The organism is Nocardia sp. NPDC057663 (genome assembly GCF_042799895.1).
In the GTDB taxonomy this organism is placed as follows: Bacteria; Actinomycetota; Actinomycetes; order Mycobacteriales; family Mycobacteriaceae; genus Nocardia.
Genome location: NZ_JBHVHX010000003.1, coordinates 170,355 through 194,853, shown reverse-complemented (window position 1 = coordinate 194,853; position 24,499 = coordinate 170,355). Strand labels below are relative to the sequence as shown.

Genomic DNA, 24,499 nt, shown 5'->3' with positions numbered 1-24,499 from the left:
CTTGTCGGATGGTGGGTGGGTGCTCTCAGCGGAACGCGTCGAGGCGCCAGCCTTGCGGCGTCTGCACCACGGTCGCGATGACCGTGCCCGGCGGTAGGGCCTCGGTCCGCCCGTTCGGGTAGACGACGGTCTGCTCGATGCCGATCTTGTACTGCGCCACCGCGGGATCCGCGCTCGGCGGCGCCTGCTCCCCCGAAGCGAAGGTGAACGCCTCGACGTGCGCCTTCGCCTTGCCCCAGTCCGCCCACTGCAGCGTCGGTTTCGGCGTGTCGGTGGTCCCGGCCGAACTGTCCAGCATACGTATCATGCTGGGCCCCAGCCATTTTCGCGCCCGCTGGAGGGACTCGCCCGGCTGCTCGGTCGCCGGGTTCCAGGTGTAGACCTCGCGCAGGGCGACGACCGCGACACCGTCGGGCGTCGTCGGGTCGACGGTGGTGGCCGCCTCGAGCAGCCGGGTGGTCGACGTGGCGCCGTCCGGGCGCGCGGTATCGGAGTCGCCGCCGCAAGCGGCGACCGAAGCAAGGACCGCCACGAGCATCACCGCCGGAATGGTGCGGATTCGTGTTCTCTCCCACCAGGTTATCCCCGGTGCGCAGCGCCGTGTGGTCACAACACCCTCCTCGCCCGAGCGTCACCCGGCACCGCCACCTCGACGACGCCACCGCCGCCACCGCTGCTCGACGGCGGCACCGCCTGGATCAGCTGACCGTTGCCCGCGTAGATCCCCACCTTCGCCGGACCTTTGGGCCCGAACCCGCTGAACACCAGGTCACCCGGCGCGACTTTCGCGATGGGCACCTCCCGGCCGGACTCCCATTGCTGTTCGGCGGTGCGCGGCAACGTCACCGCGCCCGAGGACGCCGCGAACACCGCGGCGGTGGTGAGTCCGGGCCCGTCGAATCCGCCGTTGCTCGGGCCCTGCGCGCCACCGCCACCCCAGACGTACGGCGCGCCGAGCCAGTCGTGTGCCGCCTCGACGATCTGCGCGCCGCCGCCACCGGGTTCGGGGGTGAACCGGCCCTGCGCGCCGGGCGCGCGGTACTGCGGTTCCATCGCCAGGATGTTGGTGACGTAGGGATGGGTCTCGGAGTAGTGCGCCGCAACCTGATTGGGCATGCCGCCGGAGGCGAGCACCGCGCCCTCACCGGCGTTGTACCCGGCCAGGGTCAGCGCGGTCAGGTCGCCGGAGACCTTGCCCGCGGCCATCCAGCCCGCGATCTTGTGCGCGATCGCGCACATGTAGCGGGCCTGGCCGATGATCGCGTCGCCGTCGTCCCACACGCTGGCTGTGCCGTTGCCGTCGGCGTCGATGACGTAGGGCAAGCCGTCGTCGGGATTGATGCTCACCGCGGTGCCGGGCAGGAACTGCGCCAGGCCCTGCGCGCCCGCGGGCGAGGTCAGCCCGCGCCGGAAACCCGACTCCTGCTTGGCCTGTGCGGCCAGCAGCGACGAGGAGATCTCCGGGCAGACGGTGCCCGCCCGGCGATACCAGATCTCCAGTTCCGCGGGCACCTTGCCGTCGGCGAGTGCGCCACCGGCGCTGCCGAATCCGCGCACACAGTTCGGGTCGATCGAGAACGCCCGCGCGCCACCGACATCCGGGGTCGGCGCACCGTCGAGCCACGGCATCGGGTCGATCTGGCGGCCACCGGTGAAGCGACCGCCGGGCACGATCTCGAAATGCAGGTGCGGGCCGCTGGATTGGCCCGCGGAGCCGACCATCCCGATCGGCTGGCCCGCGGTCACCGTCTCCCCCACCCGCACCTTGACGCCGTGATCCCACATGTGCCCGTAGACGGCGGAGAAGGCGCGCCCGTTGGTGTCGACGGAATCGACGACGATCCAGTTGCCGAAGCCGGAGGCCGGACCGGCGGCGACGACCCGGCCGTCGGACACCGAGTAGATCGTCGTCCCGTCGGTGGCCGCCATGTCGATGCCCCGGTGATCGCCACCGCGGGAACCGAACACGTCGGACACGGTGAAGGTGCCGGTCTCCAGTGGCAGGGTGCGGCGCAGCGGACCCACGCCTGCGGCCAGCGACGGCGTGCCGGTGACGGCCGCGTTCGACGTCGGCGTCGCCGATGCCGCGGCGCGGGCGTCACCGGAGGACTGGCCGCCGAGCGGCGGCAGCGTCGGCGCCGACGAACCGTCGAGCACGCCGGTGGTTTCGCAGGTCTCGTCCGCGGAGGGCAGCACGATGACCAGCACGAGCGCGATCAACCCGATGACGGAGCCGAGCGCGGACATCAGCATCGTGCGGGCGTTCACCGGCCGCCTCCAGGCGTTCCGCGCCGGGCGCCGGGATCCGGGTCCGCCGCGGCGGTGATCACGTGCGGCGCCGGGTTTCGTTGAGCGTGTCGGCGAGCGTGCGGTTCATCTCGGCGGCGGCGGCCAGCTGCTGTTGCAGCAGCACCACCTTGCGGCGGAGCGCGGTGGCGTCCATCCGGTCCAGGCTCGGCCCCTCGGCCGCGCGCACCCAGTTGCGCACCGAATTGGCGTGCACACCGATCTGTTCGGCCACCACCCGGCAGGCCTCGGACTCACTGCGCAACTTGTCGGTCAGGGCGACGACCTGCTCGACGGCGGCGTTGCGGACCTCGGGCGAGACCCGGCGGTAGGACCGGTGCGGCATCATTGCCGGCCTCCGTTCGGTGTCGGCGGTTCGGGCGGTGTCGTCGACGCCTGCCCAGGCGTGGCGCGCGGATTGTCGCCGAACTCGCTGAACCGCTGATTCGTGTCGTGGATTCCGCTTTCCTTCTCCGACACCGTGAACTCCATGTGGAAGGGGATACCCGGACGGCGATCCTCACCGATCTTGAGCAGGAATTTGCCGGTGCCGGGCGGCGACGGCCGCTGCTGGCCGGGGCGCAGCGCTTCACCGGTGAGCGCTTGCGGCGCCGACCAGCCGGTCACCATCTCCTGCTCGGCGGAGGTGAAGGGCACGGTGGAATCGAGCCTGCTGATCTCCTCGGCGGGCAGTGCACCGAAGATTTTGGCGCGGGCACGTTCCAGGAAGCCGATCGCCTTGGCGATCGCGGCGTCCGAACCCAGCGCCTGCAGGTCCTTGATGGTGTGGCTGATCATGATCAGCGCGGTGGCGAGGCCACGCTGCAGACGGGTCAGCTCGTCGACGCGGTCGACCATGAAGTCGCCGAGGCCGAGCACCTGCCACAGCTCGTCCATCACCACCTGGAAGTAGCGCTGCGGACCGAGTTTCGCGTCGGCCAGCACGTGCGCGGCCTCCACCGAGGCGAATCCGTCGGCCCAGCAGGCCAGCATGACCGCGGCCTTGAGCTTCTTGTCGCCGGTGGGGATGTGCGAGACGTCGATGCACACCGCGACGGCGCCGGTGTCGATGGGAACGCTGGTCTGCCCGTTGAAGATCGCGCCGAACGGGCCCTGGGTGAGCGCGCGCAGCGAGCGGCGCAGGTTCTTGATCGCGTGCTGGTATTCGTCCTCGTTGTCGGCGCCCGCGTCGAGCATCAGTTCCGCGCCGCCGCCGACGATCACCTCGAGCAGGTTCTCCATGATCGGCGGCTTGTCGGGGGCGTAACCGCTGCCCGGCTGGTACAGGATGCGCAGCGCGGTCGCGATCAGCGTCTCCTCGAAGTCGGCGACCCTGGCGCCACGCACCAGTTCCACCAGGCCGGCGATCAGCGTCACCTGCCTGGCCCGCAGATCCTGCAGCACTTGACGTTGCAGCGCGGGGAACTCCTCGAGGCGCGGCACCACCGAGCCGAGCACACCAGCGGCGAGCGGGTTCAGTTTGCCGTGCCCGTAGCCGAGGTCGATCACCTGACCGCCGACGAGCTCGACCATCTTGCGGTAGTCCGGTTTCACGTCGGCCAGGATCAGCGGGGTGATGCCCTGGGCGATGCCACCCAGCACGATCCGGCGCACCAGCGAGGACTTGCCGAAACCGTTGAGGCCGAGCACGAACAGGCTGGGCGCGGTGATGAAGCTGCCGCGCATGAACCAGTTCATCGGGTCGAAGCAGACCGGCGCGCCGGTGTGCAGGTGCGAACCGAGCGGGGTGCCGATCAGTGGCGCGCCCGCGCCGACCGACCACGGCCACAGGCCGGCGACCTGGGCGGTGGTGGCCCGGTACTCGACCGGGCGGCCGACCACGTTCATCTTGCCGCCGCCGGGGCCGGAGTAGCCGCGGTCGGTCAATTCGGCGGTGGTGCGGTCGAATCCGTCGCTGACGACGGCCTCGGTGCGCGCCTGCGCGTTGTTGCGGCGAAGGTCGTCGGTGTGGATGCGGAAGGTCGCCCAGGCCGCGCGCAGTCCGGACTGCTCGCGGGCGATCATCTCGTAGCGGGCGCGGGTGGCGTCGTCGAGCAGCGCCGGGCCGGACTGGGCGCGCCGGTCGGCCTTGCTCGACTTGGCCGAGCGGCCGGTGCCCATCGCCCGGTCGGCGACGTCGTCGGGCCGGTCGGCCTTCACCGGGCGCAGCGGCTTGAGCCTGGCCGGCTCGGTCGGACGCGGCTTGCGGCGCGGATCCTTCGCGCGCTCGTGGTCCAGCCGCGGGCCGTGGTCCTCGGCGCGCAGGCCGCGCTCGACGCGGGCTTTGGCGGCGCGGTCGGCGTCGGGCCGCGGACCACGCGGCCGCCGCTCCCCCGCGGCAGGCCGTTCGCCACGGCCGCGCGCCTCGTCACCGCGCCTGCCCCGCGCCTCGTCCTCGCGTGGCCTGCGGTTCTCACCGGTGTGCTGCCTGCGGTGCTCGTCCTCCGCGCGCGGCCTGCGGGGGTCCGCGCCCTGCGGCCCGCGCTCGGCGGCCGGACGACGCGGCTCGTCCGCGCGCGGCCTGCCGCCGGGTTCCCCGGCTCGCGACCTGCCCTCGCGCGACGTGCGTTCGCGCTCGTCGGCCACGGCCGTACCGCGCGCCGACTCCCGCTCGGCACGTTCGGTGCGCTCCTCCAGGCCGAGCACGTCGTCGCTCACGCGCGACGAACTCCCGACCGGTCGTGGCTCGCGTTCCCCGCGGATGCGGGGCGGCCGGTGCACGGGCCGTAGCGCGATGTCGTCGAAGTCGCGTCCCATGATCGCCTCACCCCGCCAATGCCTTCGGAATGGTCGCGTGCTCGGGCAGGATGACGCCACAACCGAGGGACGCCGCAAACGCGGCGGCCTGGTAGCGGTAGCAACGCCGGATCTTGAGCCGGGCCTGCGTCGAGAGGTCGCGGGTGATGGCCTCGATGCGCGGCAGATCACCGCGCAGCGGCTCGGTGATCGTCACCAGCGCGCCGAAGCGGGTCACACCGTGCCCGCGGGCCTGTTCCTCGCGAGCCTGCTGGGTCGCACCGACCCGCAGTGTCGCGGCGGCCGAGACGACACCGCGTTCGCTCTGCTGCGCGACGAGCGCGTTCTTGAAGTCGTCGTCGACGATCTCGGCGGCGTCGGCGGCCGAGTGCGGCCGGTAGACGATCGCGATCCGCTTGCGCGGCACTTCGGGATTCGGCGCGAGCAGCCGCTGCAGCACCCGCTCGTCGACCGCGCCCTCCGGCGCCGCGTCCATCTCCCAGGTGACCGAGCGGCCACCATCGTGGATCAGGTGATCCCACTTCTCGTCGTGTGAGACCGGGCCCGCGTCGTCCCAGCCGAGGCCGTGCCCGCCCGGATCGGCGGCGGCGACCTCGAGATCGGCCTGGGCGGCCGGGTCGTAGCTGCGGCGGATGAAGGAGATGACCTCCTCGGCCGACATCGGCTGCGCGCGCACGCCCGCCTCGGCCAGCGCCGCGCAGATGCCGGGCAGCCTGCGCCCGATCTCCACGGCCTCCTCGGCCGGGTTCTTGCGGCGCTCGGCGGTGGTGGCCTTGAACGTGATCGCGACGCGCGGCAGCAGCTGCACCCGCTCCTGCGGCAGCTCGGTGGCCAGCTCGTACATCACCTGCTGGGCCAGCTCGGGCGCCTCCGGGCGGGTGATCGTGGAGACCTCGTTGAGCAGCCGGTTGCCGGTCTCGGGCACGGTGTCGATCACCGGCACCACCGCGACGATGTCGCTGGTCTGGCCGACCGAGGCGAGGAAGGTGCCCCACGCGGCGACCCAGCGGTCGATCACCGGCTGGTCCACCGCCTCGTGACCCTGCGGCCAGGCCCGCAGCACCACGGTGTACTGCGCGAACGCGGGCAGATGGATCATCCCGAAGTGGTAGCCACCCGCGTCGATGCCCTCGTAGAGCTTCGACGGGGCGAGCAGCCCCGGCAGCTTGGTGACGCCGCCGGGGATCCGGGAGAACCGGCCGCCGCGATACACGTGCTCGCCGTTCTTGCGCGAGCGCATCCAGTTGAACATCATCAGTCCCGTCTCGTATCCCGAGCGGCCCCCCGTCCGCCATACCAGGGGCACCATCACCAGCGCGCCGAGGCCGCCGACGACGAAACCCCATGTGAACCCACCGACCATGGCGCTGATCAGGGCCGCGATCACCACGACGAAACCGATCACGGTCTCTTCCCAGCGCAGGCCGAAAAGGCCCGCGCTGCGCGGCTTCTGCCACAGCCCGTACGAGCGCCGCTCGTAGGTGTCGGTCGAGGTGGTCGTCATCGCGGAATCGTGCTCCTGCCGAGGTCGGGTGAACGATTCGCCCAGCGGTCACCGGCGAGGTCGCCCGCCGCCTGGTCGGCGCGCGCCGCGCTGCCCGCCGCGGCGCGCGCGGCCACGACATTGCGGGCCGCGCCCGAGGGCACCGCGCCCGAACTGGGCGTCGCCGCGGCCCCACCACCGCCGCGCGGTGGCGGTGTCGGCGCCGGGCCGCGTGGGGCACCGCCGCCGGGACCGGCGCCGCCGGGACGCGGACCCCCGCCGCCGCTGCCGAAGTAGCCTGCCGAGCCGGGCGCCGCGGCGGGCCGGGAGGCGACCGCCTTGGTGCCGATCGCGCCGAGCGCCATCGCGCCGACCGCGGTACCACCGGCCACCATCAGACCGGAGCCACCGGTGCCGACCGTGGCGACGGCGGGTGCGACCAGGCGCATCAGCGCGGGCAGCACGAACGCCACGCTGCACAGCAGCACCAGCGCGACCAGCATCCGCTGTGCCTGTTCGCCTTCCGGCAGACCACTCGAGGTGGTGGTCTCGTCGACGTGCCCGGCGGTGGTGAACGCGATCATGTAGACGATCGCCGCTACCGGCTTGAACAGCATGAACGCGATGATCCAGCCGACCAGCTTCTGATACGACTGCTTACCGGTCCCGGTCGCCGACGCGGCCGCGGCCAGCGGCAGCACGCCCGCGGCGACCACCAGCAGACCCTGCCGGACGATGGCGAGCACGATCTGGGCGAGCGCGCCGAGCAGGCCGACGATCGCGATGATCAGCACCAGACCGGGCGAGAACGCTTGCAGCTTGGACGTTTTCACCATCAGCTCGGCCATGTTCTTGGCATTGCCGCCGGTGGCGTCCTCGATGATCCACTCGGAGAACTTGTCCGAGGCCCTGGTGCCCGCGACGATCACCGCGCCGAGCATCCACGAGCTGAACACGACCCGGGCGAAGAGCCGGAACGATTCGGCGGCCTCGCTGACGGCCGCCCCGCGTCTGGCCTCGGCCAATCTGCCACCGGTGATAATCACCGACGCGATCAGCAACAGCATCTGGATCTGATAGGTGTAGTCGTTGATCTTGGTGAACAGGGCGCCCGAGTCGCTCACCGCCTCGTTGGGCACCTTCATCCAGAAGGTCAGCGCCAGGATGAGCGCCTCGCCGAGACCCTTCATCAGCGAGTCGACCACCTTGCCGAAGGTGGAGTCCCACGCCTTGTCCTTGATCGCGGTCGCCGCGTCGCCCGGATGCGTGGCGGCATTGCCCGCCTTGCACACCGCCGAGGCCGCGTCACCGAGGGAGACGCCGGGAATGGCGACACTGTCGAGTGTGTCGTGCAGCTCGTTGCATGCCTGGTCGAAGCCGTAGGTCTGGCCGTAGGCCACCGTCGGCGTCGCGATCATCACGGTGAAGATCACCGCGAATATTGTGAGTATTCGCCTCAGCATTGTTGGCACCCCTCGATGGTCCGCAGGGAATCGATCCGGGCTGTGCTGTACACCGATGCTCACCATTTCGTCCACCCCGCCAGCGATTCCACATATTCCGTCTGGGTGTTGGTCGTGGACGACGGCTTGAGCCGCCAGTCGCCCTCGTCCCACACCACGATCATCCGCATGGCGGCGTACAACTGCTTACCGTCGATGACCGGGCCGCGCGAAGCGAGTCGCACGATGGCCATGTCGTCGGCGTAATCGTCGATCTTGAACGCGTCGGTGGCCACGAAGTATCGAGTCACCTTCTCCGGCTGCTGTTTCGGCAGCCGATCGCTCGACAGCGCCGAGTCGTAGGCGGCCAGCTGCGCGGAGCTGACCCGCACCTGCGTCACGTACAGCGAACGGTCGGCGGGCCTGGCATTGAGCCGGTAGGTGATCTGCGCGGCGGCCAGCGCGGCACCCTGCGGGGTCCGCGCGTAGCCGACTGCCAGCCCGTCCTCGATCCTGGTCGGCCCGTCGGAAGTGGAGAACGGCACCGAGGCGCCGTACACCCGCTGCCAGCCATGCGGTTTCGTCGTGCCTCCCGGCGCGCCGGTCAGCCAGTCCGAGTCGACGGGCGTGCGCTGGGTTCCCGGCTCCTGCGCCAGCGGCTGACCCGCCGGGTTGTTCGGGATGTCCACCCGCCTGCCGAACAGGTCGATCTCGGGATCGGCGAAACCCGTTCCGCCCGCGGCCTGGGCCGGCGGCGGCGCGCTGTCCTGATCGGCGTCACCACTGCTGGTGAAGTACACGACCGCGCCGACGACCAGGATCAGGGCGAGCAGGGCACCCGAGGCGATCATGCCGAAAGAGGCGCGGTCGCGCGTGCCCGGCTCCCTCTCGCTCACTTCGGTGCCTCCAATGTCACGATGTCGATAGGTAATTCGTCGATCGCGTCGACGGGCCGGTCGGTGGACTGCGGATCGGGCAACTGCAGTCGCCAGTCTCCGCCGTACCAGCTGACCGTGGTGTGGTTCACCGCCCTGGATCTGTCCGAATACTCGGTATAGACATCGACCCGGGACTGTTCGTCACGGTATTCGGTGATTTTGTAACCCAACAATCTCGGCGCGTACTCCGGCGCGGCGGGCCCGGTGATCGACAGCTGCACGCGGTTGATCGCCCACTCGTCGCGGGCCGGACCGGGCACGAGTTCCTGGTTCACCACGGTGGCCCACTGGTTGTCGGGCGCCACCGACAACCGGATGGTGTGGGTCAGTGCCGCCAGCCCGGCCCCGCGCGGGGAATGCTCGAAACCCGTTGCGGCGCCCTGGGCCACGGTCGTGGGGCCCTGGTCGGACTGGGGCAGGGCGATGCCCTGGTAGTCCTGCCAGCACACCCCGGTCGGTGCGGCGGACAGATCAGCGCCGGCATCGTCGCCGCTGCCGCAGCCCACCGCCGCGGCCAGCAGTGCGATACCGACCGCGACCGGCCGTGTCATGGTGCTTCCTTTCACGCCGGCAGGAACGCCAGCGCGATCGCGGACGCGGTACTGGCGACCGCCGCGCCGAGCAGGCTCATCAGGACGCCGTGCGAGGCATCGTTGACGGCCAGGTCGGAGCGGAACGCGATCCACAGCCGACCCGCCGACAGGATCATCCAGGCCAGGCACGTCAGCAGGACGAACCAGAGCAGCCAGTTCAGCAGCTGCATCATCGGCGCCAGTACGTCGGCCGGGATCTGTTTGTAGGCGAGCACGGTGATCACGTACCGATGACCGCATTCATGATGGTGCCGGCGCTGGTCGCGACGACACCGCCGATCATGGCGCCCGCCACCATCTTCGGCGACTCGAGGCCACCGCCGGTCCAGCGCTCCCAGGCGAACTTGCCGCCCGCGTAGGTGATGCCGCAGATGCCCGACAGCAGCACGAACCAGGTGAGGTACCGCACCAGCTGCAGGATCTTCTCCGAGCCGGGGGGAGCTTCCGGTGTCGGATTACCCACCTGGGCCAGGACGGTGCCGTACGTGTCCTGCACGGCGAGGAGGATCATGCTCATCGGGTGCCTTTCTCCCACTGTAAAGGTGTTGTGCCACAAACACTTCGACGCCGACACACGTTTGTACACCACCGGCGGCCCGACCGCCCGGCGTTCACGATCGACCCTCCCCCGGCGAAGGCCCATCGATACTCGAGCGGATCGCGGCGACCAGATCGGTTCCGAGCTCACCGATCTCGGCGGGCACCTCGTCGAGCGGGTCGACCCGGCGCTTGCGCGGCGCCACGTCGTCGCCCGGTGACCACACCGGCAGCGCCTCGGACTCGACCAGGGTCCATTCCTCGATCCACGGCACCTGCCAGACGTGCCCGGCGAGGGAGCCGACCACGTCCCGGTACCGCCGGATCTCCGGTGGTACCCGTCCCGGGCGCGCGGCGACCGTGATCAGGCCGAGCACCAGCGACGGACCGGCGAGCCCGGCGTGGTGCTGGCGCAGCAGATCGTGCGCGCGGGTGAGGCCGGAGATGGTTTCTCTCGCGACCAGGACGACATAGGGGGATTCCCGGTCGAACACACCGGGCCACCGGCCGCGGGCGTCGGCGGCGGGGGCGAGCACGTGGGCGAGGGTGGTGGCACCAGAGCCACCGTGCACGCCGAGCAGCCACACCAGCGGCGCCCGGCCCACCCCGGGCACCGGACGCTCCCAGATCGGCGCGCGCAGCGATTCGGGCGGCGCGACGACACCGACACCGACGGGCGCCGGTTCACGACGACGACGAAGATTCATAGCGGCCGTCATGATGCCACCCCGGCGAGCAACCGCCCATATGCTGCGCGCGTCGGCTCGGCCAGTTCGCTGTGCCGAACCAGCTCACCGCGGGCCAGATGCGGATCGTAGGGGATCTCGACGACCTCGCGCACCCAGCCGGACAGATGCTCGCGCAAATGCTCGGCTACTCGCGAGTCGTCGTGCGAATACTGGTGCGAGACAACGATGGTGGTGTCGGCGACGACACCGGCGCCGTCGTCACCGTAGTGGTCGTCGAGCCATTCCAGCGTCACCCGCAGGCGGTTGGCGGCATCGACGCGAGCCGGAATGGCCAATACCAGTGCGATATCGGCGTCGTCGAGCAGCGGGCGCAGTTGCCGACCGGCAATCGGGTTGCCGCCGTCGTAGACCGCGGTGTACCCGCCGGCGTCCAAAGCCCTGGCGACAGTGAGATATGTCGCGCGCCGCCGCAGCGGGGTGGCGTCGCGCCAGAGCAGTCCGAACCCGGAGGTAGACCGGGACAGGCAGTCCTCGAGCGGGGCCGGTTCGTCGTCGCCGCGGCCGTAGACCCACGACTGCAGGTTCACCGGGTGCAGGTGTTTGTCGGCGCCGCGCAGGGCCAGATCGCTGCCCGCCGCGGTGGCGTCCACCGCGACCGTCGCGCCCTCGGTGACCAGTTCGCCGGCCAGTCCGAGCGCCGTCGTCGTCGTGCCCGCGCCGCCGCAGCCGCCGACGACCAGAATCGGCCTGCGTCCACCCTCGCCACGTTCACCGTTCTTGCGCCGCAACCGCACCACCGGAGCCGGATCACGCGCCACGTCACCCGACGGCTCCCCCTCGGGGGCTTCGTCGAGCCATCGGCTCCAGTCGTCTGTCATCGCCTCTGCTCCTTACCCTGCCGCGATGCCCGTGATGAGCGTGCGATCGCCGACCAGTGCGGTCCGCACCGACTGCTTGGTGTAAGTGGCCGGTGCGCCCGCAGGCCGGAACTCGGTGACCTCCACCGTGTACCGGTCCGCGGCGACGGTGGTGATCCGCACGCAGTGGGTGGTCCCCACCGGGATGGAATCGATACCGCGCTGGATCACGGCGGCCGGCGAGACATCGGCGCCGGGGGCGGTCATCGCCCTGGCCTGCTCCCCCGATCGGTTCACGTAGTAGGCGTACTGGAAGGCGAGCACGGCGTCGGGGCCCGAGCCGGTGCCGCCCGCTTCGGCGCTGCGCACCACCGTCTCGGTGCGTTCGGTCGGGCAGGCGCCCTGCGGGTCGGCGGCGAGGTTGCCCGCCACGAAGTGCAGGGGCGCGGCGTGTTTGGCGGTGTCGCCGCCGCGGGCGAACAGCAGGAAGAACACGCCGGTCGCGGCGAGGATGAACACGAGAACCGAGATGGCGAGCACGATCCAGGTGCGGTTGCGGCGGGTGTTCGCGCGCAGCGCGCCGGAAGGCTGGAGTACCCGCGCTTCGTCGTAGTCGTCGGCCGCGGCGTCGGGCCAGGGGAACTGGACCAGTTCGGCGTGGTAGTCGTCGTGTGGGCCCGGTGCGGGTTCGGCGACCCAGTCCGACCAGCCGCCGGTGAATTCGCTGCGGCGCGCAGCCAGTTCGGCGGGCGGCGCAGGTTCGGGTTCCGGTTCGGGCTCGGCCGGGTACGGCTGGGCGCCGGAGGCCGAGTTGTCGTAGCCGGCCACGGAGCCGTGGCCGGTGTCCCGTCGATCGGTGTCGACGCCGGTCGTGCGGTCCGAGTCGTCCTCCGCCGTCGTGCCCAGCTCGGGCCCGGCGGGCTCGGCTGCCTGGTCGGCGGACGGGGCGCGCTCGGGGCGCTGCGAATACCGAGCGGGGCCGTCGTCCTCGCCCGCCGCCGGGTCGGCGGTGTCCTGGCGCGCAGGGTCGGCTGCCTCGGTCTCTGGCTCGAGCGCCGAATACCAGCGCGACAGTTCGTTGTACGACTTCAACATTCCCCCCTTTCCGCGGCGCCGGGCACATGGATTCGCATTGCAGACCTCTCGGTGATCAGTTCACAGAGAACGGGCGGGTGGTGGGAGCGGTGGTTCCGGGTAACGCGGCAGGCGGAGTCGACGCGCCGCCGGATGAGGCGCCATCGGCTCCTGTCCCGAACGGAAATTGTCCCCCACCGGAGGGTTTGGGTGTCGTAGACGCGCCGGTCGGGCTGGTGAAGATTCCGGCGCTGCGCTGGTCCGACCCGCCGACCGGCACCGCACCCTGTCCGGAGGCGCCCGCGGCGTCTCGCGCGACGGCGGCGAGCCAGTCCGCGACGTACTGGGTCGGGGTCGTGCCCTGCGCGCCTACGCCCATGCGCGAGTATGCGTCGTGGCGTTGCGTGGTGTCCCAGTAGCGCACCCAGGTGGTCACGTCGAGCAGCTCGGAGTTGTCGGTGATGTTCTGCTGGACGGCCGTGTACGCCTCGTTGACCAGCCGGATCCCGGTGGTCGGCGGTACCAGCTGCGGCACGGCGCCGACAATCTTGGTGCCGAGCAAGGTGAGCCCGACCAGCGGATTCGACAGTGTCGCGGTGGCCAATTCGGCGATGCTCGCCGGGTTGAGCAGGGTCTTCACCACGGTGGTGACGGCGTTGAGCCCGATCATGCCGACCTTCAGCAGCGCCTGGTAGGCGGCGTTCACATCGAGCTGGTTGCGCGGGTCGGAGGCGTCGGCGATGCGCTGGGAGATCGACTTCTTCGGCGAGAGCGAGACATCCGCGAGCGTGCTGCCGGAGATGTCCTCGTTGACGACCGTCGAGGCCGTCTTGATGGACGTGTAGGCCAGCGCCTGCGCGATCGAGACCAGCGAGCCGATCGGGTCGCCACCGGACAGTTTCACCTGGCTGACGAGATTGGTCACCGCCCGCAGGAGCGGGGCGCCCTGCGGCGCATCGCAGGCGAGATCACCTGTCGCGCAGAAGCTCGCGACCCGGCCTGTGAGCTTGCCGAAGTCGGCGGGCTGAGTGCCGCTCGCTCCGAGCCCACCGCCTGGCGCGGGGGCCTGGCGCACCGCGGCGACAGCGTCGAGCGATTCACCCGAGGTACCGGGTGCCGCGCTCGGCGTCGTCCGGTCGGGCGCGCCGGGGAACACCGGGGCGTTCGTGCCCCGGGTCGGGTCGGCGAACAACGCGACCGCGGCGACCTTGTCGGCGGGCACCTTGCCGGTGCCCGCGCCCACTTCCTGGGCGAACAGCGAGGCCACGTGGGCGCCTTGCGAATACCCGACCACCGCGATCCGCGAGTCGGGGCAGCGCTGCACGACCTGGGCGGTCATCGACCGCAGCCGCTCGAGTCCACCGTCGACCGATTGGGTGTAGGGCACGGCCCCACCCGGTACCGCGCCACCGAATCCGGCCTCGTACGGCACATACGCGCGATCGACCAGCCCCGGCTCAGCAGCCTTGGCGAACATCGGCCGGAAGACCGTCGACAGCATGCCGGTGTCGGTACTGGTCGCGGCGTCCGGTGACGATTCGCCTGTGCCCTGGATCCCCAAGGCGTACAGTGCCGGACACGCCGAGATCAATACCTGGGTGGAGGGAGCGCCGGGCGCGCCCTCGTCCGCGGAGGCCACACCTGCCGATGCCGTCACCGAAGCGACGGCGAACGCGATCATCGTCGCCGTGAGTCGTGTCGTGCACCGAGCCATATCGATCCGCATCACAGTCCGTTTCGGCTGACCAGTGGAGCGTTGAAACGCAGTAAACCGTAACAGATTCCGAGACCCCCAACCGCTGCCCAAAGCGGCCCTTTCACTGCCCCCGGCAAACCCCGTTGTCTCAGCAATCTCCTGGCGATCGATGATCGGGGTGCGCGCAGAAAAAGGCCCGGGCACCGTCGCGAACGAGGGTGCCCAGGCCGGGGTTCGGGGTCAGGCGGCGGAGGTCACCCGGTAGACGTCGTACACGCCTTCGACATTGCGCACGACGTTGAGCAGGTGGCCCAGATGCTTCGGGTCGCCCATCTCGAAGGTGAACTTGCTGATCGCGACCCGGTCGCCGTGCGTGGCCACCGACGCGGACAGGATGTTGACCTTCTCGTCGGCCAGCACCTTGGTGACATCCGACAGCAGCCTGGTGCGGTCCAGCGCCTCGATCTGGATGGCGACCAGGAACACCGACGACGGCGACGGCGCCCACTCGACGTCGATGATCCGCTCGGCCTGTGCCTGCAACGATCCGGCATTGGTGCAATCGGTGCGGTGCACGCTCACCGCACCACCGCGGGTGACGAAGCCCATGATCTCGTCACCCGGTACCGGCGTGCAGCACTTGGCCAGCTTCGCCACGGTGCCCGAGGCGCCGGGAATGAGCACGCCGGCGTCGCCGGTGACCCGCTGCCTGCTGGGCGTGGTCGACGGCGTCGACCGTTCGGCCAGCTCGTTCTCGACGTCACCGATGCCACCGAGCTGGGCCATGAGCCGCTGCACCACATGGTGCGCGGACACCTGGTGCTCGCCGACGGCGGTGTAGAGCGCGGAAATGTCGGAGTAGTGCAGTTCGTGCGCGACCGCGGTCATGGCGTCGACGCTCATCAACCGCTGCAGCGGCAGCCCGACCCGGCGGACCTCCTTGGAGATCTGCTCCTTGCCGCTTTCGAGCGCTTCCTCGCGCCGTTCCTTGGCAAACCACTGGCGAATTTTGGCCTTCGCGCGCGGCGAGACGACGAAGTTCTGCCAGTCCCGGCTCGGTCCGGCGTTCTGCGCCTTGGAGGTGAACACCTCGACGACTTCGCCGTTCTCGAGCTGCCGTTCCAGCGCGACCAGCCGGCCGTTGACCCTGGCGCCGATGCACTTGTGCCCGACCTCGGTGTGCACGGCATAGGCGAAGTCGACCGGCGTCGACTTCTGCGGCAGCGTGATCACGTCGCCCTTCGGCGTGAACACGAAGATCTCCGGCGATTTCAGGTCGAAGCGCAGCGATTCGAGGAACTCGGCCGGGTCGGCGGCTTCCCGCTGCCAGTCGAGCAGCTGCCGCATCCAGGCCATGTCGTCGACCTCGGCGGCGTCACCGGAGTGCTTGCCCTTGGTCTCCTTGTAGCGCCAGTGCGCGGCGATGCCGAACTCGGCGGTGCGGTGCATGTCCTGGGTGCGGATCTGCACTTCCAGCGGCTTGCCGTCGGGACCGACGACGGTGGTGTGCAGCGACTGGTAGACGCCGTAGCGCGGTTGCGCGATGTAGTCCTTGAACCGGCCGGCCATCGGCTGCCACAGCGAGTGCACGACACCGACCGCGGCGTAGCAGTCGCGGACCTCGTCGCACAGAATGCGCATGCCGACCAGGTCGTGGATGTCGTCGAAGTCTTTGCCCTTGACGATCATCTTCTGGTAGATCGACCAGTAGTGCTTGGGCCTGCCTTCGACGATCGCGTTGATCCGCGAGGCGGCGAGGGTGTTGACGATCTCGGCGCGCACCTTCGCCAGATAGGTGTCGCGCGAGGGCGCGCGATCGGCGACCAAGCGCACGATCTCGTCGTACTTCTTGGGGTGCAGGATCGCGAAGGCGAGGTCCTCGAGCTCCCATTTGACCGTGGCCATACCCAGGCGATGCGCCAGCGGCGCGATCACCTCGAGGGTCTCCTTGGCCTTCTTGGCCTGCTTCTCCGGCGGCAGGAAACGCATGGTGCGCATGTTGTGCAGCCGGTCGGCGACCTTGATCACCAGCACGCGCGGGTCGCGGGCCATGGCGATGATCATCTTGCGGATCGTCTCGGCCTCGGCGGCCGCGCCGAGGTTGACCTTGTCGAGCTTGGTGACGCCGTCGACGAGGTGGGCGACCTCCTGCCCGAACTCCTCTTTGAGCTGCTCGAGCGAGTAACCGGTGTCCTCGACGGTGTCGTGGAGCAGGGCGGCGACCAGCGTGGTCGTGTCCATGCCGAGCTCGGCGAGGATGTTGGCGACCGCCAGCGGATGAGTGATGTAGGGGTCGCCCGACTTGCGGAACTGTTTGGCGTGCCGTTCGTCGGCGACGTCGAAGGCGCGTTGCAGCAGCGCCAGATTGGCCTTCGGGTACAGCTCCCGGTGGACGGTGGCCAGCGGTTCCAGGACCGGCTTCACCGCCGCGATGCCGCGCTGACCGGTCATCCGGCGCGCCAGCCTGGCCCGCACGCGCCGCGATGCCGAGCTGGGCACAGAGGCGGTCGGGGACTGTTTGGCGGGTTCGGGGGTCGCCGGGGCACCGTCGGTCCGCGGGGCGCCGGTGGACTCCTGCCCAACCTTCGCCTCGCCGAGTTGTCGAGTCATGCCACCGCCTCTCACGCTGCATTCGGACCCTTCGGCCGAGTGCTGCAACCGCCCGGACCACCAACTTTAGTCCCCACACCGACCGGGTGTTCCATTCCAGGCGGTCACGGGCGTGCGACGGTCCCGACTCGGCCCGAAATCGGCCTCCGACCTGCGGTTCGATCAGCGTTCGTCGATCGGTTGCGGCCGCATGCGCAGGCTGTGACCGTCGAGACGGCCGGGCGGGGCGCCGAGCAGATCGAGCACGGTCGGGGTGATGTCGACCAGCGTGTACGCGCTGGTCGTGATGCCGGGGGTGAAGTCGGCGCCGCGGGCGATGACGAAATTGGCGGTCTCGGCGGGTGTCTGGCCGCCGTGCCCACCCGTCGGCAGGTGACCGTGATCGGTGGTGACCAGCACGCTCCACTGTTCGCGTGGGTGGCCGGCCGCCCGCCGGTCGACGGCGGCGACGATCTGCCCGACCAGCACGTCGACGCGGCGGATGGCGGCGAGATAGGCGCGCGATGCCCCACCGTGCTGATGACCGGCCAGGTCGACCTGATCGAGGTGGGTGAACACCAGATCGGGCCCGCTCCGCTCGATCGCGGCGACCACCTCGGTCGCGGTGGCGGCGTCGGTGACCGCCTCGTCGCTGTCGCGAGGGTCGGGCGTGGTGGTGAGCGCGACGTCGGCCCGCCGGTCACCGCTCGCGGCGATGGTCGCGATCTGGTGCCAGGTGCCGATCGACACGGTGTGCCGGGCGGGGTCGGCGCGTTCGATCCGGGTGAAGACGCTGGGGTGGGTGCGGAACGGGCTCGCGTCGAAGTCGTTGCCGGTGACGCCGTGCTCGGTGTCCCACACCCCGGTCAGCACACTCGCCCAGGACGGCCCGGAGACGGTGATGTGCCCGGCGATGCTGCCGCGGGAGAGCAGACCCTGCGCGGCGAGGTGCCGCAGTCGCGGTGCCTGACGGCGGTCGGCCTTGTCGAACAGCAGTCCATCGATCCCGATCACGACGACCTTCGCGACCGCGGCCGGACCACCGCGGCGCGGGACACCGAACGCGGCCGCCGGATCGATCGCGACACCCGGATCGTCGAAGGTGGTGTCGGAGCCCGCGGCCGAGCACAGCAGCGGGATGGTCACCAGGGCGGTGGCCAGTGCCACGAGAACCTTCGCGGGGGCCGACAGCTCGCGCATGTCCTCACGATGCGGGAGCGCCGACGGCCCGGCGAGGCCACCGCGTCGGTGTTCATCGACGTTTCACCGGCGTCGCGCACACCGGTTGCCCCGCTGAACGACAAGCCAACGGCGGCAGGCTAAGTCGTGGTGCCGAGCTCTTCGGCGAGGATCGCGACGGCGTCGCGGATCTGTTCTTCGGTGTGGCAGGCGGTGACGAAGAAGCGCAGCCGCGCGAGATCCTCGGGAACCGCCGGATAGATGATCGGATTGACGTTGATCCCCCGGCGCAGCATCGTGTTCGACAGTCGCATCGTCTTCAGCGAATCGCCCACGATGCACGGGATGATGGGGGTGTCGTGGCTGTCGCCGGTGTCGATCCCGGCGGCCCTGGCCAGCTCCAGGAACAGCCGCGCGTTGTGCCGCAGCCGCTGCAGCGGTGTGCCGTCGGCCCGGAGCTGCCGGATCGCTTCCGCCGAGGCGGCGGCGTTCATCGGCGTCATGCCGACGCTGTAGACGAATCCGGGCGTCGTGTATTTCAGGAAGCGGATCAGCTCCGCGCTGCCCGCGACATATCCCCCGCACCCGGCCAGTGCCTTCGACATGGTGCCCGACCACAATTCGACATCGCGGCGGTCGACGGCGAAGTACTCGCCGATGCCACCACCGTGCGCGCCGAGCACGCCGATGCTGTGCGCCTCGTCGATCATCAGCAGGGCCTGGTGCTTCTTCTTGATCTCGATGATCGCGGGCAGGTCGGGGATGTCGCCGTCCTGGCTGTAGACGCCCTCGATGAGGATCAGGACCCGGCGATAGCGGTGCCGGAGCTCGCCGAGCAGCCGGTCCAGCGCGGCATGGTCGTTGTGCGGGAACGGCCTTCGCGTCGCACCGGAGAGCACGCAGCCCTGCAGGATGCTGTCGTGGGCGAGGCTGTCGTGGATCACCAGGTCGTCGGGCCCGACCAGGTGCCCGATGATGGTGACGTTCGTGGAGTGGCCGCCGACCAGCGCGATCGCGTCCTCGGTGCCCAGCAGCGTGGCGAGTTCGGCCTCCAGCTCCCGATGGACCGGTTTCTCACCGGAGAGCACCCGGCTGGCCGAGCAGGAGCTGCCGTACCGGGCGACGGCGTCCTGCACGGCCGACACGACCGCCGGGTGACCGGACAGCCCCAGGTAGTTGTAGCTGGAGAAGTTCACCACCGGCACACCGTCGATCAGCGAGGTGTCGCGGGTGACGCCGTCGTTGACGAGGAAGTACGGGTTGTCCAGCCCCAGCGCCGCCGCGCCGGTGAGCCGGTCCTCGATCGCCCGCACCTCCGCGAAGTCGGCGATCCGGTACTCCGGGGTGACGGTCACCGGCGCCGGTTCGGGCACGACCGGCGCCGGAGCGGGAACGACCGGGGCGGAAGCGGGTGCACCGGCGACCTGACCGGTGACGTAGTCGACGACGTCGCCGAGGGTGGTCGCGGCGCTCGGCCAGGTGGGGTCGACCTGGAGCCCAGGCAGCTTGCGCATCAGGCCACCGAACAGGTCCGACAGCATCATCGAATCGAATCCGAGCTCGTCGGTGAGGGTTTCGGTATCGCGGAGCCGGTCGACGGAGTACCCGCTGACCCGGCTGCACTCCGCGCGCACGACGCGGGCGACCTCGCCGGGGGTGGCGGCGGGCACGGCGGGGGTGGCGGCAGGAACGGCGGGCGGCGGCGCGGTGGTCGCCGGCGCGCCCGGCGCCATGCTCGCCAGCAGCGCGTTCTGTTCGCGGAAGAGCGCGATCAGCTGTTCCATGGTGGTGTCCTCCGCCGGGGTGGCAGGTGTGGTGAGGGTGGTCGGTTCGAGCCAGAAGCGGTGTTCGGTCGAGAAGTCGTAGACCGGCAGCCGACGGCGGACGCGCTGTTCGGCGTCGTACAGGTGGTCCCAGTCGGGGTCGAGGCCGTCGCGGTGCAGCGCGGCGACGGTCTCCGCGAGTTCACGGCCGGTCGCGCCGGGCCCCGGGCTCGGCGTCAGGCACCGCGGTAGCAGATCGGGGCGCAGGCGCCCGACGAGCGGGGTCAGCATGCGGCGCGGGCCGATCTCGACGACATGGGTGGGATCGGCCTCGACGGCCGCGGCCAGCGCGTCCTTGAAAAGCACAGTGGCACCGACATGTTCGACCCAGTACTCGGCGTCCATCGTCTCGGCCGGGTCGAGCAGCCGTCCGCGCACGGTCGAGTAGATCGGCAGATTCGGTGCCCGGTAGGCACATTCCCGGGCGATGACCGCGAACTTCTCCAGCATCGGCGCCATCAGCGGACTGTGGAAAGCGTGGGAGACGGTGAGCGGCTTGCTGACCACCTGCTGTTCGGCGAGGACGGCCCGGATCCGGTCGAGCGCCGTCGCGGCGCCGGAGAGCACGAGATCGGTGGGCCCGTTGACGGCGGCCACGGCCACTTCGGGTTCGCCGTCGAGCAGCTCTGCGAGCTGTGCGCGTGTCGCACGGACCGCGAGCATCGCACCGCCGCCGGGCAATTGCTGCATCAGCCGGCCACGGGCGACGACCAGACGGCAGGCGTCCTCGAGGTCGACGACACCGGCCACGGCCGCCGCCGTGAACTCCCCGATGCTGTGCCCGATCACCCAGGCCGGGCGCACCCCCGCGTCGGCGAGAGCCTGCGCCAGTGCGTATTCCATGGCGAAGATCGCCGGCTGCGCGAGTTCGGTGCGATCGACGACGGTGGTGTCGTCGAGCAGCAGCTCGCGGATCGAGGAGCCGAGGTGGGCGGTCATCGCCGCGTCGACGGTCCGCAGCGCCCGGTGGAACGACCCGCTCACGGCATCCAGCGGCCGCGCCATGCCGGCGAACTGCGAACCCTGGCCGGTGAACATCCAGCCGACCCGAACCGGCCCCGCCACCCCGGATTCCGCACCGGCGAGCAAGCGCGTGATCGCCTCCGCCGGGTCGGCGGCGACGACCGCGAGCCGGTGCCTGCCCGACGACTTCACCCGATTGCTCGTCCAGCAGACCTGCGCGAACCGGTTCTCGGGAACCGAGTTCAGCAGGTGCGCCATCCGAAGTGTGTTGCGCTGCAACCCTTTCGCATTGTCGGCCGACACGGTGAGCACCCCGCCGCCACCCGAAGGAGCGTCCTCCGCCACCGGCGCACCGGCCAGCACCAGGTGCGCGTTCGTGCCGCCGATGCCGAAGCTGCTGATACCGGCCAGCGACGGTCCGTCGAGCGGCATCGGTTCGGCGAGCAGGCGCAGCCCGTTGCGTTCCAGCTGCAACCGCGGATTCTCCTGGTCGGCGAATCGGGTCGGCGCTGCCGTGCCGTGGTGCAGACCCAGCGCGACCTTGATGATTCCGGCGACCCCCGCCGCGCCCTCGGTGTGGCCCAGATTGCCTTTGATCGAACCGATTCCGCAGGGCTTCGCGCGATCGCGTCCGTGCAGCCCGCCCAGCGCCTTGACCTCGATCATGTCACCGAGCACCGTCCCGGTGCCGTGCGCCTCGAGGAAATCGACCGCCGCCGCCTCGACTCCGGCCCGGCGGTAGGCCTGGCCGATCACCTGTTGCTGCGCCCACCGGTTCGGCGCGGTGATGCCGTTGCTGCGCCCGTCGGAGTTCACCGCGCTGCCCTTGATCACCGCGTAGATCGGCAGACCCGCCGCCTGCGCGTCGGCCAGGCGGCGCAGCACCAGCACCGCCACGCCTTCACCTCGGACGATCCCATCCGCCCTGCCGCTGAACGGCTTACAGCGCGCGTCCGGCGCCGACAACCCCGCCTGGGTGTAGAACACCCCGACCGCAGGAGTGAGCACCAGGTTCACGCCACCGGCGACGGCCTGATCGCATTCCCCGGAAGCCAGTGCGGCACAGGCGAGATGAACCGCGACCAGCGAGGACGAGCAGGCGGTGTCGACCGCCAGGCTCGGGCCCTTCAGGTCGAGCTGGTAGGAGAGCCGGTTGGCGGTCATGAAGTAGCCGTTGCCCGAGCCGTGCTGTGGCGTGATCGCGGTGTAGTCCGACATCTGCAGGTTGGCCCATTCGTTGGCCATCACCCCGATGTACACCCCGGTGCGCGAACCGGATTGGGCTCTGGGGTCGAGGGTGGCGTCCTCGAAGGCGCGCCAGGTCGCTTGCAGCAGCAGCCGCTGCTGCGGGTCCATGGCGTCGGCCTCGTGCGGGGTGATCCCGAAGAACTCGTGGTCGAACGCGTCGGCGTCGTCGATGAACCCGCCGCTGTGGGTGTTGATGGTGCCGGGCGCGCCTGCCGGATCGTGGAAGTCCTCGGCGTGCCAGCGATTCGCCGGCACCGGCGAGATCGCGTCGCGGCCGTCGATCAGCAGCTGCCACAGTGCGGCGGGGTCGGCCGCCTGGGGGAAGCGGCAGTCGAGTCCGACGATCGCGATGTCGCTCATGCCGCGAGAACGAACTCGTCTGCGAGGTAGGCGGCGATGGCGGCGACGGTGGGATAGTCGAAGACCAGCGTCGGGTCGATGTCGAGGGACCAGCGGTCCTCGATCTCCCCGCACAGCGAGACCGCCGAGACGGAGTCCATTCCGAGTTCGGCCAGCGGAGTCGCCGGATCCACCTGGTGTGGGGCACGGTCGAGGTAGTCGGCGACCCGCTCGACGAGCCAGCCCTGGATCGTGGTCGGGGTGTGGGTGGTGGTGCTGAACATGGTCGCCTCCTCGGCGGGGACAGCTCGGTCAGACGGTCGTCGTACGGGTCAGCGCGGGTTCGAGATCCTCGTGCAGGACCCCGTCCAGGCGATCGGCGAGAAACGCTTCCCGCATCGCGCCACGCTGGATCTTGCCGCTGGTGGTGCGGTACACGGATCGGGTGGCGACGAGCACGACATTCGGTGCGGGGACGTCGAATCCGCGGGCCACCGCGATCTTGATCAGCGAGGTGAGCTCGGCGAGGGTGCTGTCGCCGAGCAGGTCGGGCTTCACGCCCTGCAGTACCACCAGCCGTTCCCGATCGCGCACATCGACGGAGACGACCGCGCCCACATTGCCGGTCAGGGCGGGATGCAACTCGCGCACGACTTCCTCGACATCGTGGGGGTAGAGGTTGCGGCCGTTGACGATCAGCAGCTCTTTGAGCCTGCCCGTCACGAACAGCTCACCGTCGTGCAGCAGGCCGAGGTCGCCGGTGCGCAGGAACGGGCCGCCGGTGTCGAGGTGGGCGTCGAAGGTTTCGCGGGTCTCGGCCGGGCGGTTCCAGTACCCGGCGGCGACGCTGTCACCGCGCACCCAGATCTCGCCGACGGCACCGTCCGGCAGTTCCTGCCGGGTCGCCGGATCGACGATGCGGAGCTCGAGACCTAGGGCCGCGCGGCCGCAGCCGATCAGCGGGGCGTCGCGTCCCGTGTCGTACCGGACCGGGGCCGCGCCCTTCGTCGCGACGCTGGCCATCAGCGTCACCTCGGCCAGCCCGTAGGCCGGGAGGAAGGCGGTCGGTCGCAGGCCGGCCGGTGCGAACCGGTCGAGCGTAGCGGCGATGGTCCGCGCCCGGATCGGCTCCGCGCCGCACATCGCGGCGACGAGGCTGCTGAGGTCGAGTTCGGCGATCTGCTCGTCGGTGACCCGGCGCACGATCAGGTCGTAGGCGAAGTTCGGGGCGGCGGTGATTGTCCCTCGATACCGGTCGATCGCCTGCAGCCAGCGCACCGGACGTTTGAGGAAGGTCGTCGGCGCCATGAGCACCAGATTCGCGCCGGCGTAGGCCGGGGCGAGCAACGTGCCGATCAGGCCCATATCGTGGTACTGCGGGATCCAGCTGACAATCGTGGACGTGTCGTCGATACCGGTCGCGGCGATCGCGGCTTCGTTGTGCAGTAGGTTGCGGTGGGTGACCACGACGCCCTTCGGGATGCCGGTCGATCCCGAGGTGTACTGCAGGAACGCGATCGTCCCCGGATCGATGGCGGGCAGCTGCCATGCGTCGGCGTCGCCGAGCGGCTGATCGGTCGCGACCACGGTCGCCTCGGTGGCGGCCTCGACCAGCGGTGCGAAGTCGGTGGTGGTGATCACCAGCTGCGCCCCGGAGTCGGCGATGATGCCCGTTACCCGCTGCGCGGCCCGCTCATCGTGGGGCAGCGGGGCGGGGACGGCGATGACACCGGCGTAGAGGCAGCCCAGGAAGGCCCGCAGGAACGCCATCCCGTCGAGGTAGAGCAACACCACCGGCTGCGCCGACTCGGGCTGCTCGGACAACCACTGGGCAAACGCTCGGGCATCGCGATCGAGTTCACCGTAGGTGACGACCTCTTCGACCAGCTCTCGTCCGGATTCCCGCAGGTAGATGTACGACCGAGTGTCCGCATACCGGGAAAACCGCTGCCTGACGTGGTGCACGTAGCTGGACTGCATATCCTCGGTTTCCTTCGGTGGTCGAT

Annotated in this window: 19 protein-coding genes; all 19 read right to left on the bottom strand. The window is 70.2% G+C overall.

What is annotated here, in order from left to right; genetic code table 11:
• Positions 1–25: 25 nt before the first annotated feature.
• Positions 26–610, bottom strand: a complete 585-nt coding sequence (locus ACFVAV_RS09030; RefSeq protein ID WP_379032344.1) for a hypothetical protein — start codon at positions 608–610, stop codon at positions 26–28.
• Positions 607–2,268 carry a peptidoglycan DD-metalloendopeptidase family protein gene (locus ACFVAV_RS09025; protein ID WP_379032341.1) on the bottom strand — a complete coding sequence of 554 codons (1,662 nt, stop codon included), beginning with the start codon at positions 2,266–2,268 and terminating at the stop codon, positions 607–609. The genes ACFVAV_RS09030 and ACFVAV_RS09025 overlap by 4 nt, the downstream gene beginning before the upstream one ends.
• A gap of 58 nt (positions 2,269–2,326) precedes the next feature.
• Positions 2,327–2,635 (bottom strand): transposase, encoded by a 309-nt coding sequence (locus ACFVAV_RS09020; protein WP_189023742.1) that lies wholly within the window; start codon positions 2,633–2,635, stop codon positions 2,327–2,329.
• The gene (locus tag ACFVAV_RS09015) at positions 2,632–5,043 is read right to left on the bottom strand and encodes a hypothetical protein (protein ID WP_379032338.1); all 2,412 of its coding nucleotides are present in this window, start codon (positions 5,041–5,043) and stop codon (positions 2,632–2,634) included. Before ACFVAV_RS09015 ends, ACFVAV_RS09020 begins: the two co-directional genes overlap by 4 nt.
• A gap of 7 nt (positions 5,044–5,050) precedes the next feature.
• Positions 5,051–6,547: an SCO6880 family protein gene (locus tag ACFVAV_RS09010; RefSeq protein ID WP_379032335.1), complete on the bottom strand. Its 1,497-nt coding sequence runs from the start codon at positions 6,545–6,547 to the stop codon at positions 5,051–5,053.
• Positions 6,544–7,959, bottom strand: coding sequence for a hypothetical protein (locus tag ACFVAV_RS09005; RefSeq protein ID WP_379032332.1), 1,416 nt, complete (start codon positions 7,957–7,959; stop codon positions 6,544–6,546). Before ACFVAV_RS09005 ends, ACFVAV_RS09010 begins: the two co-directional genes overlap by 4 nt.
• Before the next feature lie 89 nt (positions 7,960–8,048).
• Positions 8,049–8,864, bottom strand: a complete 816-nt coding sequence (locus tag ACFVAV_RS09000) for a hypothetical protein (protein ID WP_379032329.1) — start codon at positions 8,862–8,864, stop codon at positions 8,049–8,051.
• Positions 8,861–9,457, bottom strand: coding sequence for a hypothetical protein (locus ACFVAV_RS08995; protein ID WP_379032326.1), 597 nt, complete (start codon positions 9,455–9,457; stop codon positions 8,861–8,863). The genes ACFVAV_RS09000 and ACFVAV_RS08995 overlap by 4 nt, the downstream gene beginning before the upstream one ends.
• Before the next feature lie 11 nt (positions 9,458–9,468).
• The gene (locus ACFVAV_RS08990; RefSeq protein WP_379032323.1) at positions 9,469–9,723 is read right to left on the bottom strand and encodes a hypothetical protein; all 255 of its coding nucleotides are present in this window, start codon (positions 9,721–9,723) and stop codon (positions 9,469–9,471) included.
• Positions 9,720–10,016, bottom strand: coding sequence for a hypothetical protein (locus tag ACFVAV_RS08985; RefSeq protein ID WP_022566424.1), 297 nt, complete (start codon positions 10,014–10,016; stop codon positions 9,720–9,722). Before ACFVAV_RS08985 ends, ACFVAV_RS08990 begins: the two co-directional genes overlap by 4 nt.
• A gap of 94 nt (positions 10,017–10,110) precedes the next feature.
• Entirely contained in the window at positions 10,111–10,755 is a 645-nt protein-coding gene (locus tag ACFVAV_RS08980) for a hypothetical protein (RefSeq protein WP_379032321.1), read from the bottom strand.
• Positions 10,752–11,603 (bottom strand): MinD/ParA family protein, encoded by an 852-nt coding sequence (locus tag ACFVAV_RS08975; RefSeq protein ID WP_379032318.1) that lies wholly within the window; start codon positions 11,601–11,603, stop codon positions 10,752–10,754. Before ACFVAV_RS08975 ends, ACFVAV_RS08980 begins: the two co-directional genes overlap by 4 nt.
• A 12-nt stretch (positions 11,604–11,615) precedes the next feature.
• Positions 11,616–12,674: a hypothetical protein gene (locus ACFVAV_RS08970; RefSeq protein WP_379032315.1), complete on the bottom strand. Its 1,059-nt coding sequence runs from the start codon at positions 12,672–12,674 to the stop codon at positions 11,616–11,618.
• 58 nt (positions 12,675–12,732) lie between these two features.
• Positions 12,733–14,337, bottom strand: coding sequence for a cutinase family protein (locus ACFVAV_RS08965; RefSeq protein WP_379032312.1), 1,605 nt, complete (start codon positions 14,335–14,337; stop codon positions 12,733–12,735).
• Positions 14,338–14,592: 255 nt separating this feature from the next.
• Positions 14,593–16,962, bottom strand: coding sequence for a RelA/SpoT family protein (locus tag ACFVAV_RS08960; protein WP_379032309.1), 2,370 nt, complete (start codon positions 16,960–16,962; stop codon positions 14,593–14,595).
• 162 nt (positions 16,963–17,124) lie between these two features.
• Positions 17,125–18,141 (bottom strand): alkaline phosphatase family protein, encoded by a 1,017-nt coding sequence (locus tag ACFVAV_RS08955; protein WP_379032306.1) that lies wholly within the window; start codon positions 18,139–18,141, stop codon positions 17,125–17,127.
• Between the two features lie 119 nt (positions 18,142–18,260).
• On the bottom strand, positions 18,261–22,514 hold the full coding sequence (locus tag ACFVAV_RS08950; RefSeq protein ID WP_379032303.1) for a type I polyketide synthase: 4,254 nt from the start codon (positions 22,512–22,514) through the stop codon (positions 18,261–18,263).
• On the bottom strand, positions 22,511–22,777 hold the full coding sequence (locus ACFVAV_RS08945; RefSeq protein WP_379032300.1) for an acyl carrier protein: 267 nt from the start codon (positions 22,775–22,777) through the stop codon (positions 22,511–22,513). The genes ACFVAV_RS08950 and ACFVAV_RS08945 overlap by 4 nt, the downstream gene beginning before the upstream one ends.
• 28 nt (positions 22,778–22,805) lie before the next feature.
• Positions 22,806–24,473, bottom strand: a complete 1,668-nt coding sequence (locus ACFVAV_RS08940; RefSeq protein WP_379032297.1) for a fatty acyl-AMP ligase — start codon at positions 24,471–24,473, stop codon at positions 22,806–22,808.
• Positions 24,474–24,499: the final 26 nt, after the last annotated feature.